The sequence below is a fragment of the Brevibacillus nigriterrae genome, assembly GCF_049846925.1.
GTDB lineage: Bacteria > Bacillota > Bacilli > Brevibacillales > Brevibacillaceae > Brevibacillus_H.
In genome coordinates, this window is sequence record NZ_JBNCMT010000038.1 from 21,658 (window position 1) to 35,815 (window position 14,158).

Sequence of the window (14,158 nt, forward strand, 5' to 3'; positions counted from 1 at the left end):
CAGTCTTCACTGGTAAACAGAGTGGGGGCTGTCTGCCATTAAATAACCCAATGAGGTAGATGTATGATACACGAAACCATATTAATCGTTGACGATGAACAGGATATAGTCGATTTGATCGAAGTACATCTGGGCAATGACGGATATAAGACAGTAAAGGCGCGGGATGGCGAAGAGGCAATGGCGATACTCCAGTCAACAGATATCCATCTGGTGATACTGGATATCATGATGCCCAAAATCAATGGAATAGAGGTTTGCAGAAGAATACGGGAGAAAACCAATATTCCGATAATATTCCTTAGTGCCAAAACGACGGATACGGACAAAGTGATTGGACTCAGTACAGGTGCAGATGATTACATCGTGAAGCCGTTTAGTCCCATTGAACTAACAGCCAGGGTGAAAGCCCACTTGCGAAGATACACCTATCTGAACACCAAGGTTCATGTACCTGAGGAAAACATCATCAATATCAAGGGATTGCAAATTGATGAAAAATCGCGAAGTGTTCGCTTGTATGACAGACCTGTTAAGCTGACAAAAACGGAATACGATATTCTGCTGCTGTTGGCCAAAAATACGAATCGAGTCTTTACACTGGAAGAAATATTCGAAAAAGTGTGGAGGGATAAATACTATGAAAGCAACAATACGGTCATGGTCCATATTGCCAGATTGAGAGAAAAAATTGAGGATGACCCAAAAAATTCAAAAATACTAAAAAACATTTGGGGAGTAGGGTACAAGATTGAAAATTAGATGGTATATCGGCATAAGATTCAAGTTCTTAATGATATTTGCATCCAGTATTATAGCGACAGTCACAAGCATCGTGATCATTCAGACGCTGCTGGAAACAAAAATGAGTGTATATTACGGAGATATCGCCAGTTGGGATGAAAAATACTCGTTTGTCTATTTCACCGCTTTCCTGCTGCTGACTACCTTGTTTTTTTACATTTTTTCCAGAGGAATGATAACCAGAATGGAAAATATCAGCAGGATGGTCAACAGGATGAAAGAAGGGAATCTGGATATTCAAATCCCGATTCAATCAAGAGACGAAATTGGCGATTTGGCTCGTAACATTAATGGCATGATCCAAAGCCTGAAGGAATCGATACATAGAGAGCAACAAGCAGAAGCCATAAAGAATGAGATGATCAGCAACATCTCACACGATTTGCGAACGCCGCTCACATCATTAATTGGATACATTGAGCTTATCAAAACCAATATTCACAACGATGTGGAGCAATGCTATAAGTATGTAGATATTTCGCAGAGAAAATGTCACGAGCTGAAGAAACAGATTCATGATTTGCTGGAGTACTGCCATATTAATTTTCGGGGAATACATCTGGCGAAAGAAGTCGTGGGGGTAAAAGAATTAATCCAGCAGGTGATGATTGATTTCGTTCCACAACTGGAAGAAGCGGGGATGAGCTTTTCGATCGCATGCGAACCGCAAAAAATTAACATCGAAGCTGATATCAGCCTGATCGTAAGACTATTGCAGAATATTATTAGCAATAGTATTTTTTATGGAAAATCAGGAAAGAACATCGACATTGCGATTTCAAAAGAAGATGCAGACGTACTCATAAAAATCGCCAACTATGGCAAGCCGATTGATCCGGAAGATATTCCGTATATCTTTGAAAGGTTCTACAGAGGTGAAAAATCCAGAAGTGCCAATACCGGCGGAAAAGGGATGGGACTAGCCATTGCGAAAAGCATTGCCGTGATTCATGAGGGAAGCATATCGGCGAGCAGCAATGAAAAAGAAACCGCATTTTTGGTTTCGTTGCCATTATCCACCAGATCGTAAGAAAGTTGTAAGTTTTTCTTTACTGTATTGTAATTCCTTTCGTTTAGAATTTCTTACATCGAAAGAGCCAATAAAAGGTAAAAACTGATGATCTGAGGTGTAAGAAATGAACAAGAATGATTACCTGACCAAGGTGATATACTGTTTTCTGATCGTGCTGCTCGGCCTGAGTATGATGGATATGTCGGCATTTGCCGAAGGGGCTTCCAAAGGTGCGGAAAGTCTTGAAAAAACAGTGGATCGATACATGGAAAAAAGCTTGACCCAAAATAAAATTGCTGGCGCTACCGTGGTTGTCGTTAAAGACGGAAACGTGCTATTAAAAAAAGGATATGGTTTTGCGGATGTAGAACACAAGATACCGGTAGATGCAGACAAAACTCTTTTTCCAATCGGCTCGGTAACAAAGCTGTTTACGGCCACCGCGGCCATGCAGTTGGTTGATGAGGGAAAAATCGATTTGAATGCGGATATCCAAACCTATTTAAAAGATGTAAAGATCGAAAATAAATACGGCACTCCCTTAACGATGAGACATTTATTAACGCAAACAGGCGGCTTTGAAGAAAGCATCAATGGTGTTTACAGTGAGCAGCTCCTGAATCAACCTGCCGCTTTGGACGGCACGATCAAAAATCATCTGCCCAAGCTGGTCAGGCGTCCGGGGGAAGTGATTCAGTACAGTAATCACGGATATGCCCTGATCGGATATATTGTTGAACGTGTAAGCGGAATGCCGTTTGACCAATATGTGCAGGAAAAGATTTTTCAGCCCCTGCAGATGAGCAATTCAAGCTATTTTTTATCGCCAGAGATTTTACCGAGAACGACTAAAGGATTTGCCTATGAAAATGAGGGCTTTACCCCGAAACAACTTGGCAGTATTCTGGTGCATCCGGCCGGTTCCATCTGCGCGACTGCGGAAGATATGTCCAAATTTATTTTGGCTCACCTTCAAGATGGAAAATATGGTGAGGCCAGAATCTTGCAGGAAAAGACAGCGAAGGATATGAAAAGCCTTCAGTTTACCTCTCATCCGATGATGCCCGGATACGGTTACGGTTTTTATCAAAGCTATAAAAATCGCAATATTATGCTTCATGACGGGGATACCGACTACTTTACAAGCCAGCTGTCTTTGTTGCCCGAAAAAAATCTGGGTTACTTCATCTCCTACAACACGCAGGATGACGGACTTTTGCGAGATGGTTTTGAAGAAGAATTGTATAAGTTCTTTGGTGTTGAACTTCAAGACAAAATAAGTCCGACTACCCAGGCAATTCCGGCAAATGCCACTTCGAATGAGGATATAAAAAAATTTGATGGAGATTACGTTTTTGCCCAAAGATTGTTAGAGGGACCCCTGAAGATTAGAGGCTTGTTTTTGAAAACGAGCATCGAAACGGATGAAAAAGGAGATATCCATCTAAAGGTATTTGATACCAGCTTAAATGGAAAATACGAACGGGTAGATCAAAATTTGTTTGTTAATAAAGAAACGAATAAACTTATTTATTTGAAAGAGGGTTCGGAGGGCAACAAATATCTGACAGTAAACATGAAGGTGCCACTGCAAACTCTTGTAAAGTTAAGTCCGTCCGAAGTTTTTATGGAAAGCTATATAAGACCATTTATTTTTGCAGTCTCATTCATCGGCTGTTTGATTGGCTTCTTCCAGTTATTTCGAAGAAGAAAGACAAAGAAATACGAGGGTGTTGCGCTTCGAGCGAAAAGAATCAGCAGCCTCATCTGTTTATTCATATTGTTGTTTGGAATCAGTTTGATCCTGATCATGTTCACGCAGAGCGATGATTTTCGTCAAAATGTGCTGATTGCGGTTAACGTGATCATTACGATTCTCGCCGCTGGTGTGGTTCTGTCTTCGATTTCATTAGCCTATGTCACGAGACAAAGACTCTTGCCTTTCTGGAATATCGGTTTTTATACTTGTGTCATGTTTGCAGGTATAGGAGCAATTTCATACGCCTATTTTTTAGATTTGTTTTTGTTATAAACTCAACTTTCTTTGTGTCGTTGGACTGTAATGTCTGGCGACACAATCATGATTCTATAAATGAAATCACAAACCCTTGATAATAAAGGGTTTTTATTTTTATAGATCAAGTTTGTGTCGTTAATATTGCGACACAAACTTGATCTATTAACAGTGTAACGACACAAACATTGTATCATACCAACGAGGAAGCGTCCGCTGGCCAGCAGTACGAGACAAGACAAAATATAAAAGGAAAAACACTAAGTATTAAAACTATGGTTAATAAAACCTTAACAATACTTATATTGAAATAACAATATTGTTATATTACTATTTGCTTTGTGCGAGGTGAAGATCATTGGAGTTAAAGAAATTAGCCGATGCTCTAAAAGCTTTAGGAGATCCAACAAGGATTAAGATTATTGCATTACTAAACACACGTGATTGCTGTGTTTGTGAACTGGTTCCCATTTTTGGGATCTCACAACCTGCTATTTCAAGACACTTGAGTCGTTTAAAGAATGCTGACCTGGTGACAGAAAAACGAAAGGGCCAATGGGTGTTTTATTCATTAAATCGCAAACAGTTAGACGAGATTGGTATGGGACTTATGCATTTACCTGATCTTTCTGAAGATCTACGAAAGCTTGAAGAGCAAGGTTTACTAGTTAACTGTAAAGAGGATTGATTATGAAAAAGAAACTCATAGCAGAATTTATCGGGACTTACTTTCTTGTTTTTGCAGGGACGGGTGCAATTATCATTAACGAGCTGACCCAATCTCTGACGCACGTTGGAATTGCAATTACATTTGGACTTGTAGTTATGGCGTTAATTTACACATTTGGGCACATCTCGGGTGCACACTTTAATCCAGCAGTAACGATAGGATTTCTTGTCCAAGGGAGCATCTTATCCAAAGAAGCATTTCAATATATCCTTATCCAATTGATTTCTGCTGTAGCAGCTAGTTCAACTCTGCTCATGCTATTTGGAAACGTTGCTCACTTGGGGTCAACGCTTCCAAGAAATTCATGGCAACAATCGTTTATTTTGGAATTTATACTTACTTTTGTTTTGATGATGGTGATCCTTGGATCAGCGGTTCATGGGAAGGCAATTAAGCAATTTGCAGGTATTTCGATAGGAGGAACTGTTGGACTGATGGCGATGTTCGCAGGCCCGATTTGCGGGGCATCCATGAATCCTGCTCGATCATTAGGGCCTGCTTTGGTTTCGGGAACCCTCCAACATCTCTGGATTTATTTGTTGGCAACGATTTTGGGAGCAGTTGCGGCAACATTTGTATACAAAACCCTTCATGAATAACGAAGAGAACGATCATGACAAAAATAAGGCCAAAGTGATTATAATAAACCTCTCAAATATAAGGAGCAGATGAACATGACAAACTCTAAACCACTCATTTACTTTCTTTGTACCGGAAACTCTTGCAGAAGCCAAATTGCAGACGGGTTTTTGAAAGCACTGGGAGGAGACCGTTACGAAGTGAAGAGTGCTGGTCTTGAAGCACATGGCTTAAATTCTCGAGCTGTTCAAGTGATGAAGGAAGCAGGAGTGGACATCAGCAGCCATGCATCTGATGTAATCGACCCAGAAACATTAAATCGTGCAGACTATGTTATTACGTTATGTGGACACGCTGATGAACACTGTCCTGTAATCTCCAATAAGAATGTAGTCAAATGGCATTGGGGATTTGATGATCCAGCAAAAGCTACTGGAACTGAAGAAGAGATCATGACTAGTTTCCGTACTGTTCGTGATTTAATAAAGGGGAGAATTGAACAGTTTCTTGAAACAGGTAAATAAAGTTAACCCATACTTTTCACAGTGCGTGAATGTATAACACAAAGATAAAGGCCATGGACTAAATCCACGGCCTTTTTTTATCAGCAACATGAAGAGCTTTCTTTAGTATCAGTACTGCAGCAAGAAGAATTATTTTCTGTTGATTCAGTTCCGCAACAAGACTCTGAAGCTTTTTCTTTGTTTTCATTGGTTACTTCTTTAATTTCAACGTCGCAACAATTTCCTTGTCCTTTTTCTGTTCCACCGTTTTCAAACTTTTTACTGAAGTTTGTCATAGCTAATTCCTCCTAATTATATTATTTGATCTCAATCCACAAAAAGATTGAGCAGATCAACGTAGTAACTGAAGTGAAAGAAGTCTGTTAGTTAGTACAGTTAGCTAGTCACGCAACTCTATTGTTGGACAGGGAGAGGGGTTTTCATGAAGTTCAAGAACGGGAATCGTTTTTTCTTCTGGTTGCTAAATTGCCAACCATACACGTAACCTAATCTAGTTGTTGTTTTTGATCTTACAATTGAAGCTTCGCCACATAATCGTTGTAAATCATTTAGTTTCACTCCTTTCATCAAAATAATTTTATTTAAACATCAAAAAAAATTGATATAGAAAAGAAAAAAATTTAGCAGCAGATGTCACGACGAAATACGCAGCAAAGTTGTTCAGATAAAAGTAAGTTCACCTCATCATGATTTAATGAGTAATAGTTCATCGTTGCTTCTGTTTCTTTAATGATAAGGTTCGCGTCAAGCAAGATTTTAAGGTGATATGAAAGCTTAGATTGAGCCATGTCGATAATCTCTGTAAGATCACAAACACAAACTCTGCCCTTTTGCGTTAGTTCATACATGATCCTTAATCTTTGTTTATCTGCTAATGCCTTAAACTTCGCTTCGTATGTTTCGAAGAATGAAGATGATGGCTGGTTAAACAATGGTAGTTCTGTCATTAGGTTCACTCTTTTCATCAATTTTTCTTGATGTAGTTACACTTTATTCCATGTTGAACCAGTTTGCAACATTAAAATCAATTTTTTTTGATATTACACATTAAGAAAAGTCATATGTTAACGGAAAGGAAAGATAAGAAACTTTGTTTAACAGGACAAAATATGCACAAAAATTATTTGTCTAATACTTGTAAACAGCAAATAAATTGTGTATAAATGTGGTAAGAGGTGACGATATGGAAAATATCCGTGAGCTTATGCAGACCATGACTAGAAGAAATGGTGTGCTAAATAAATACTGTTGTAGTGTCGATGGAATCGATATCTCCGTTGCACAGAGTCATATTTTGTACGAGATCAATAGGCAACACCAACCATCTATTCAGCAAATTGCTGATGCTTTAGGGATGGATATTACTACGTTTAGTCGGCAAGTCCAAGCATTAGTGGATAGTGAGTTAGTAAAGAAAACACCATTTCCGGATGATCGTAGAATCCAAATCCTGTCTTTAACGGAAAAAGGTAAGAAAATCAATGATTACATTGAAACGTTGATGAACTCGTATTATCAAGATGTTTTCTCCCACATGACTGAATTTGAAAAAGAAACAGTAGTCCGATCGCTAAGGTTACTGAACGAGGCCATGGGGAAAACAAAACAATGCTGCAATCCAATGGGTGTATGACCCATTATCTTTTTGAACAATACTTGCAAATAGCAAATAATTAGAGGTGATTAGAATGTGGTTGGAAGTACTAAAGAGTTTTTTATCGATTGCCTTAGAGTTAACCATATTATTTATCGCGATTTCTTTTGTCATTAGTCTGCTACAAGGATTTATCCCATATGAGAAGTTAGAAAAGTACCTGTCAGGAAAAAATACAGTTCTTGGAGCAGTTATGGCGTTGGTATTCGCATTTATTACACCGTTTTGCTCTTGTTCAACTATCCCTGTAGTGGTTAACCTGTTAAACAAGCGTATACGTTTTGGAATTGTAATGGTGTTCCTGTTCTCATCACCGGTGTTAGACCCAACGATAATCACCTTAATGGGGGCGATGCTTGGGGTAAAGGTAGCAATTGCTTATACAGTGATTACATCTGTTCTATCCGTGATTATAGGATTTACTTTGGAACGGCTTGGATTTGAGAATCAGGTGAAACAAGTAGTAATGACAGGTTATGAACAGAAACACAAAAAATTTAACATCAATGCAGCTCTTTTAGAGACCCTAGCACTAATGAAAACTGTGTATCCTTACTTGATTATCGGTGCAGCTATTGGTTCCGTTATCCATGGAGTTGTACCAACAGAATGGGTCACTACTTACATCGGGGGAGAACAGTGGTGGATGGTTCCAGTTGCCGCAATCATCGGTATACCACTTTACATCAGACTCTCAACGATGATTCCAATTTCTCAAATCATGATCGCAAAAGGGATGGCTCTTGCTCCTGCAATGGCCTTGATGATAAGTTCTGCTGGAGCAAGCTTACCGGAACTCACACTATTACATTCCATATTTAAGAAGCGTTTGGTCGGTGCATTTGTTGTATCAGTATTCACGATGTCCACTATATCAGGCTTATTATTTTACCTAATTTAAGGAGGAAAATTGTAATGAGTATTTTTAAAAATTTGTTTGGCAAGAAGGATAGTTCTTGTTGTAATGTGGTCATTCAAGAAGTTAAGGAAGCAGATGGAAAATGTTGTGACAAAAAGGAACAAGAAACTGTGAAGAATGAACAAGAAAGCACGAAAGGGACTTGTTGCAAGTGAGGCAGGCAAACATTTGGGGGTGATCAGTTATGGGGATTCAAATCAGAAAGGCACAAGTAGATGATATTGAAGCAATTCGTAATATCTACAATCAAGGGATAGCTGACCGCATTGCAACGCTTGAGACTGATCAAAAAGATGCAGCATATATGCGTACCTGGTATGAGCAAAGGCAAGAACGTCATGCTGTCTTGGTGGCTGAAATTGAACCCCAGGTGATAGGCTGGGCATCGATCAATCCATACAGTCATCGGTGTGCCTATAATAGTGTCGGAGATATCTCGATCTATATTGATCGAGAACATCGAGGGAAAGGAATTGGTCATTGTTTATTACAAGAGTTAGATAGAGTAGCACTCGAAAATGGCTTTCATAAACTTGTGTTGTTTACTTTTCCCTTTAATCAATTAGGGCAAGGGTTGTACCGGAGATCTGGCTATCGCGAAGTGGGGATTTTCCAAAACCAAGGTATTCTTGATGGGGAATATATCGATATCATGGCGATGGAGAAGTTACTTAGAAGGTAATGTTGAAAATCAAAAAAGGACTAATTTTTGGTCACAGCTATGCACCATTTTATATTATTGAGACACCAATAAAAAAAGGGAAGTGTATAAATTTCATTGGTGGACGGACAGAGACAAACCAAAGATGAATTTTCCAAAATGCCCCTTTGATACAAATAGGAAAAAAGAGATTACCCTTACCAAGCTATCGAGCATATTGAACACTCTATGAGAGCAGCATTTAAAAAAATGTCTTCCTTTTCTTATTAGTTTTTTACTCTGTTAAAGTATCATGTTTGTGTCATTAAATAGCAACACAAACATGATACTATTGCAATTTTTGGAACTATATTTGTGTCGCTTAATAGTACAATGATTGTGTCTCCAGACAGTTGGACTACAGTAACCTCACTTATAGACGGGTGAGGTTCTTTTATTGTTTTCATTTTGAGTCCGATAATATATATTATGTTAACTAAAAGAAAAACCAGTCGTACCAATAAGTCGAGGGTCGTGCTTTTGATAATAATCGTTATCAGGAACCAGTGTTCCTAGGAGTTCCTGATAATCATCGGTCTCGTCCGGATAACTTCCAGGACCGTTCGAAAAACTCCCAAGGACGGTTCATAAGGTTTGGTTGCATCCTCATAATCGATTTTTTTGGAGGTCGTTCACATGGAAATCAAAAAAGCAGCGGACGAATTTTTGTTTTATCTCGAAATTGAGCGAAATGTTTCCACGCACACGTACCGAAGTTATGCGTATGATTTGCAGTTGTTTTGTTCATTTTTACGTCAGGTTCACAATACGAACGAACTGGAATATGTACAAAACTCAACCGTTCGCAGGTTTATTCAAGAGCAAGTGCTTCAAAAGAAAACACGGCCGAAAACCATGCAGCGACGCATTTCCTGCTTGAAATCCTTTAGCCGGTTTTGTGCCAAAGAAGGCTGGATTGATCATGATTTTATGGTTGGTATTCAATCACCCAAATCGGATAAAAAGCTGCCGGTGTATCTAACGATTTCTGAGTTGCAAAAGTTGTTTCATTCGCTTGAAAATGACCAAGGAAAGTTCTGCAAACGAAACGAGCTCATGATTAAGCTGTTGGCAACTACCGGTATGCGTCGGCAAGAATTGGTGGATCTTTGTTGGATGCAATTGGATTTTGATTGGAATACCATTCGAGTTCATGGGAAAGGTAATAAAGAACGTTTGGTTCCTCTTCATCCGATGGTACTCCCATTATTTGTGTCATATCGCCAGGAATTAGATGAATACCAACTTCATCCTACACAGCCCGTTTTCTACAATTACAAAGGACAACGGTTAGATCCGCATGGATTGCATCGGATTTTTAAAGAAGAATTAAAAAAAGCAGGTCTTCCTCCGAGTCAATTTTCTTTGCACCACCTGCGCCATACCTTTGCTACGTTATTGTTGCAACAGCAAGCAGACAAAGTGGATATTCGCACCCTACAAGAATTGTTGGGTCACGAAAGCTTGTCGACGACCTCTATCTACACCCATGTGGATTTTGATCAAAAACGGAAGGCCATCCAAGCGTTATCCATATAGCGAGTGATTATAATATCAGTACCTGTCTATAGTGAACCTCACTATCGACAGGTATTTTTAATGAAATTAAAAATAATTTTAAAAAATATATTTACATTAAATTTATTTCGTTGTATGATAAAGTCAGGATAAATGTAAAAAAATACCAAATACATAAATGGAGGTCTTGAACATGAATCAATTAAATAACAACCTACTAAAAATTCACCTCACTCCTCCACCCAAACGAAATCATCAGCGAACACTCGATAACCTGGCCAAACTTCTTGAACAACAAAAATTGAAAGTATTAACATAAAAGGTACCTAGTTAAAATTAGGTACCTTTTTTCATTCTTTCAATCCTCTATTCATATTTAGGTTAAGACGTGATGCTAAGAATGCATTCATTTTACTCGTATGCTCTTTCTTCCGATTAATAATATCAAGAAATGTTAATGTATTTATTTCTACAAACTTAGATTGTTTTTTATTCATTTCGTGGAACGGTTTCATTACAACACGAGATTCCTTGAGTTGATTATTCTTCTCTTTTCTCCTCAGTGAATGATATTTGAGTGTATACCTCATTACATCCCCCTTTTAATATGCTATTGTGACAAGTGAAATCAATAATAGTACTATCCTGCTTCTGTTCAATTCATATGCAACTGGTTATTAAACAGCACTCCTTCTAACTATGATTTTAAAATGGATATTGATTAATTATTTTTTCAAAACACAACCACACTATCTTTCATACATGGGCCAACCCTTTTTGTATCAGAATACTAGCAAGTTCCGGATCCGTATCGAGTAATTTCAGCAATATTTCCTTTGGAAGTAAATATGTCATTTGTGTAGTTTTCTGGTGTTCAGTTTCTTTTGTTGCATCAGGATACTGGATCTCTTTAATGACCTTAGGTTCCTGGGACAAATCCTCTTCGATACACGTTAATTCCCTCTGAAGCAGCCGGATGTGCCGTCCATAACGTCGAATATAGAACTGTAAATTGTCTTGTTCCGAATGTCCCAACAGAAACTTAATTGCTGCCAGGTCTACTCCCTTTTCACTAAGGATCGTGCTTATTGTGGCTCTGAAACCGTGTGGCGTCACACGGTTATCATTCGTCCATCCCAAATCATGTGATATTCGATTCGTTAAACGATTAAGGGCTTTTTCCCCAAGTGGCTTACCAGCCAATCCAAATAAGAGCTTGTCTTGTGACAGCAGTTGTTGATCAACGACATGCTGTTCAAGCTCAGCAAGGAGTTTCGGAGGTATCGGTATAATTTGCACTCTATGTTTTGAATTAATTTTTTCAAAACTATGTGACACATACAAAAGTGATTTTTCGAAGTTAACATGTTCAACTCTTAATTCTGAAAGTACTTCATTTCGCAAACCAGTAAAAATTAACATTTTAATAGTCGGACTTATAAGTGAATCAGTCTTCCTTAATTCATCTGCATACATGTATACTTTCTTTAGTTCATCCATCTCTAAAACCCTTGAGTGGTGTTCTTGATTTCCAGGTGGAACATCTACCGCTTTAAAACAATTTTGCTGTACAACACCAAGGTCACGATAAAATGAAAAAACTGATGATAAACTTGCTATTCTTCGCTTAATAGTAGTGCTTGAAACGCCTCGATCACGTTGGTTCTTAATCCATCTTTGAATAAGATGAAGTTTGCCATTTTCCAAAATCGGTTCAATCCTATTTTCGTGCAAGAAATCTTCATATAGTAATACATCGTTCTGATAACAAATAAAGGTGGAGTTTGACCAGTTTTTATAATCTTTCATTGCTTCCAATGCCTCAGCAATTGTGGACTTCAAATTAATCTTTTCCTCAATTGAGATTTTTAAAATCTCCATTAATTTCCGACCTTCCTTATGTGGTCTTCGAGTGGTACAACCTAAAAACTGCAGTTCAAATTTTACTCGTATAGCAATACATTATGTGCTTTCCCTCCCCCATTATCAAAGGAAAAAGGCCAAACGAAATTACGTTGGCCATTTCCTTTACTTATTTTCGTTTTCAATTTTTTTAATCCAATCTGTGAGGATTTCCAAAACAATCTTTCTTTGTTTATCATCGTGATTCAAATCTTTTGGTTTTGTTTCTTCAATGTTTGTTTTCACATCGGCTACCTCCCATCGCGTTTCTTACTAGGAGGATGTCCAGTGCTGAAATGGAATTACTTTTGGTTCTAAAATAGACCAGATTACAATTCATACTTTTGCAACATGCGAAGTTGATTAATGTCTTCTAAGTGCTCAATAACTGCTGGATGATCTTTCTTTTCGGCTATGAGAAAGCAGAGTTTTCGAAAGGTGGTAAAAGGAGTTCCATAGGAATAAATGTAACGAAGTTCTTTTGGGAAGTTTGATTGAATTTTGGACAAATCTCCATAGGATAATATAGTATCTGATGGCACATATATCTCGACCGTTAAAAATTGATTAATTCGGTAATCAACTCGTACTGGTAAAAAGTCTTGGGCAAATGAAAACCATTCATTTACTCTAATAAGTTTAAATCCTTTAATTATTCTTTTTACGTATTTATTATGGCTAGCAAGTTCGATACTTTGGATTTGTTGAATAGTATTTTCCAAATTACCCTTCAAGATAATGTCAAGATTTAAATTAATATATTCAATAAAAGGTACGCCGTGGAAGTGGTAACCCGTAATTTGAGAGAGCGGTACATCTAGAATAATAGCTAGCTCAGCTTCACGATATAAATTAACTGGAGTTGGCTTATCATCGTGGTTCGAGTTGTAGTTAAAATAGTTAGAGTAAAATGGGCCACCAGCGTTATTCAGATTATATAAGATATCCCGCTTTGTAAGTCCTAAGGAGTCTTTAATATAACATAGTGCTGTTTTCTTTGGATTTTTTTCAAGAAAATCTAGATAGAATGTTTCAGTGGATAACAAAAATGCCTCTGAAGCATATTGCTCATTGTGTACAGATCTATCTTCTTTATATTTACTATATGTATAATCTTCAAATTTAATTTGATCGTTTTTTTTAACCTTTTGTTTACCTTTAACAAGATCAAAGGCAATTTCTATATAACGATTTATGAATTCACTGTCTCGCTTCTTTTTTCGGTTGCTCGGCATCTTTATCACCAAGGCCAGAATAATAGAAACGATCTATGTCTAGCCAAGGTGGTCCCCAAATAGACCAATGCCCCTCATTTTCACCTATTCTCCGTCCATCATCTACTTGCTTTGGTCCTAATTCAGCCCAAAAGTTTTCCATAAATATACAAGGACAAAATAACAATATAGTACAAACTGAACTTGAGAAAGATTAAGAAAGAAATCTCCCCCTTATAGAAATACTTTAATTCAGTAAAGGGTTCCTGTGTATTACACAAATAATACGCCAGTAATTGGAAATAATGGATAATGGAGGAGGTTACAAACAATAAAAAAATCCATGCCATATACGGATGGATTACGCTCACTTTAATCATGTCCAAAAATTGGACTGCCCCGTCTTTTTGTACGCTAACCCGAAGGCCGCAAGAAATGTCCAAATAAATGGACTTGCCCGTCTTTTTGTACGCTAGCCCGAAGGCTGCAAGAAATGTCCAACAAATGGACTTGCCCGTCTTTTTATACGCTAACCCTGAAGGTTGCAAGAAAAATAATCTTATTAATTATTTTAGCAAAACTCTAGGT

At 37.9% G+C, this 14,158-nt stretch carries 16 protein-coding genes; 12 read left to right on the forward strand and 4 right to left on the reverse strand.

Annotated elements, in window-relative coordinates:
* Positions 1–63 precede the first annotated feature (63 nt).
* The 6 genes from ACPW7N_RS22185 (at position 64) to arsC (ending at position 5,663) form a co-directional block, all read left to right on the forward strand.
* On the forward strand, positions 64–762 hold the full coding sequence (locus ACPW7N_RS22185; RefSeq protein WP_425653545.1) for a response regulator transcription factor: 699 nt from the start codon (positions 64–66) through the stop codon (positions 760–762).
* On the forward strand, positions 752–1,834 hold the full coding sequence (locus tag ACPW7N_RS22190; RefSeq protein WP_425653548.1) for a sensor histidine kinase: 1,083 nt from the start codon (positions 752–754) through the stop codon (positions 1,832–1,834). Before ACPW7N_RS22185 ends, ACPW7N_RS22190 begins: the two co-directional genes overlap by 11 nt.
* A 106-nt stretch (positions 1,835–1,940) precedes the next feature.
* Positions 1,941–3,848, forward strand: coding sequence for a serine hydrolase domain-containing protein (locus ACPW7N_RS22195; protein WP_425653550.1), 1,908 nt, complete (start codon positions 1,941–1,943; stop codon positions 3,846–3,848).
* A gap of 340 nt (positions 3,849–4,188) precedes the next feature.
* Positions 4,189–4,518: an ArsR/SmtB family transcription factor gene (locus ACPW7N_RS22200; RefSeq protein WP_425653552.1), complete on the forward strand. Its 330-nt coding sequence runs from the start codon at positions 4,189–4,191 to the stop codon at positions 4,516–4,518.
* Positions 4,519–4,520: 2 nt separating this feature from the next.
* Positions 4,521–5,159, forward strand: coding sequence for an aquaporin (locus ACPW7N_RS22205; RefSeq protein ID WP_425653554.1), 639 nt, complete (start codon positions 4,521–4,523; stop codon positions 5,157–5,159).
* Between the two features lie 75 nt (positions 5,160–5,234).
* A complete protein-coding gene (arsC, locus tag ACPW7N_RS22210) occupies positions 5,235–5,663 on the forward strand; it encodes an arsenate reductase (thioredoxin) (protein ID WP_425653556.1) in 429 nt (142 codons plus the stop codon).
* Positions 5,664–5,743: 80 nt separating this feature from the next.
* Here arsC and ACPW7N_RS22215 read toward each other — a convergent pair whose 3' ends face one another.
* Positions 5,744–5,938, reverse strand: coding sequence for a hypothetical protein (locus tag ACPW7N_RS22215; RefSeq protein WP_425653558.1), 195 nt, complete (start codon positions 5,936–5,938; stop codon positions 5,744–5,746).
* 345 nt (positions 5,939–6,283) lie between these two features.
* Positions 6,284–6,610, reverse strand: a complete 327-nt coding sequence (locus ACPW7N_RS22220; protein WP_425653559.1) for an ArsR/SmtB family transcription factor — start codon at positions 6,608–6,610, stop codon at positions 6,284–6,286.
* A gap of 236 nt (positions 6,611–6,846) precedes the next feature.
* On the opposite strand from ACPW7N_RS22220, the gene ACPW7N_RS22225 reads away from it, so the two are divergent.
* From ACPW7N_RS22225 to ACPW7N_RS22250, 6 genes are all read left to right on the forward strand, one after another.
* The gene (locus tag ACPW7N_RS22225; RefSeq protein ID WP_425653562.1) at positions 6,847–7,296 is read left to right on the forward strand and encodes a MarR family winged helix-turn-helix transcriptional regulator; all 450 of its coding nucleotides are present in this window, start codon (positions 6,847–6,849) and stop codon (positions 7,294–7,296) included.
* Between the two features lie 55 nt (positions 7,297–7,351).
* Entirely contained in the window at positions 7,352–8,218 is an 867-nt protein-coding gene (locus tag ACPW7N_RS22230) for a permease (protein ID WP_425653564.1), read from the forward strand.
* Between the two features lie 14 nt (positions 8,219–8,232).
* The gene (locus ACPW7N_RS22235; protein ID WP_425653566.1) at positions 8,233–8,391 is read left to right on the forward strand and encodes a hypothetical protein; all 159 of its coding nucleotides are present in this window, start codon (positions 8,233–8,235) and stop codon (positions 8,389–8,391) included.
* Positions 8,392–8,420: 29 nt separating this feature from the next.
* Positions 8,421–8,918, forward strand: a complete 498-nt coding sequence (locus ACPW7N_RS22240; protein WP_425653567.1) for an arsinothricin resistance N-acetyltransferase ArsN1 family A — start codon at positions 8,421–8,423, stop codon at positions 8,916–8,918.
* Between the two features lie 654 nt (positions 8,919–9,572).
* Positions 9,573–10,475: a tyrosine-type recombinase/integrase gene (locus ACPW7N_RS22245; RefSeq protein WP_425653570.1), complete on the forward strand. Its 903-nt coding sequence runs from the start codon at positions 9,573–9,575 to the stop codon at positions 10,473–10,475.
* A 172-nt stretch (positions 10,476–10,647) separates the two neighbouring features.
* Entirely contained in the window at positions 10,648–10,773 is a 126-nt protein-coding gene (locus ACPW7N_RS22250; protein WP_425653572.1) for a hypothetical protein, read from the forward strand.
* Positions 10,774–11,210: 437 nt separating this feature from the next.
* On the opposite strand, the gene ACPW7N_RS22255 is transcribed toward ACPW7N_RS22250, so the two are convergent.
* Entirely contained in the window at positions 11,211–12,335 is a 1,125-nt protein-coding gene (locus ACPW7N_RS22255; RefSeq protein ID WP_425653574.1) for a tyrosine-type recombinase/integrase, read from the reverse strand.
* 350 nt (positions 12,336–12,685) lie between these two features.
* On the reverse strand, positions 12,686–13,591 hold the full coding sequence (locus tag ACPW7N_RS22260; RefSeq protein ID WP_425653576.1) for a hypothetical protein: 906 nt from the start codon (positions 13,589–13,591) through the stop codon (positions 12,686–12,688).
* Positions 13,592–14,158 lie beyond the last annotated feature (567 nt).

Excerpts from the sequence above, each read along its gene's own strand:
- ACPW7N_RS22185 (WP_425653545.1), top strand. The coding sequence starts at position 64 with ATGATACACGAAACCATATTAATCGTTGACGATGAACAGGATATAGTC.
- arsC (WP_425653556.1), top strand. The coding sequence starts at position 5,235 with ATGACAAACTCTAAACCACTCATTTACTTTCTTTGTACCGGAAACTCT.
- ACPW7N_RS22195 (WP_425653550.1), top strand. The coding sequence starts at position 1,941 with ATGAACAAGAATGATTACCTGACCAAGGTGATATACTGTTTTCTGATC.
- ACPW7N_RS22215 (WP_425653558.1), bottom strand. The coding sequence starts at position 5,938 with ATGACAAACTTCAGTAAAAAGTTTGAAAACGGTGGAACAGAAAAAGGA.
- ACPW7N_RS22230 (WP_425653564.1), top strand. The coding sequence starts at position 7,352 with ATGTGGTTGGAAGTACTAAAGAGTTTTTTATCGATTGCCTTAGAGTTA.
- ACPW7N_RS22225 (WP_425653562.1), top strand. The coding sequence starts at position 6,847 with ATGGAAAATATCCGTGAGCTTATGCAGACCATGACTAGAAGAAATGGT.
- ACPW7N_RS22240 (WP_425653567.1), top strand. The coding sequence starts at position 8,421 with ATGGGGATTCAAATCAGAAAGGCACAAGTAGATGATATTGAAGCAATT.
- ACPW7N_RS22260 (WP_425653576.1), bottom strand. The coding sequence starts at position 13,591 with ATGCCGAGCAACCGAAAAAAGAAGCGAGACAGTGAATTCATAAATCGT.
- ACPW7N_RS22205 (WP_425653554.1), top strand. The coding sequence starts at position 4,521 with ATGAAAAAGAAACTCATAGCAGAATTTATCGGGACTTACTTTCTTGTT.
- ACPW7N_RS22250 (WP_425653572.1), top strand. The coding sequence starts at position 10,648 with ATGAATCAATTAAATAACAACCTACTAAAAATTCACCTCACTCCTCCA.
- ACPW7N_RS22235 (WP_425653566.1), top strand. The coding sequence starts at position 8,233 with ATGAGTATTTTTAAAAATTTGTTTGGCAAGAAGGATAGTTCTTGTTGT.
- ACPW7N_RS22245 (WP_425653570.1), top strand. The coding sequence starts at position 9,573 with ATGGAAATCAAAAAAGCAGCGGACGAATTTTTGTTTTATCTCGAAATT.
- ACPW7N_RS22255 (WP_425653574.1), bottom strand. The coding sequence starts at position 12,335 with ATGGAGATTTTAAAAATCTCAATTGAGGAAAAGATTAATTTGAAGTCC.
- ACPW7N_RS22220 (WP_425653559.1), bottom strand. The coding sequence starts at position 6,610 with ATGACAGAACTACCATTGTTTAACCAGCCATCATCTTCATTCTTCGAA.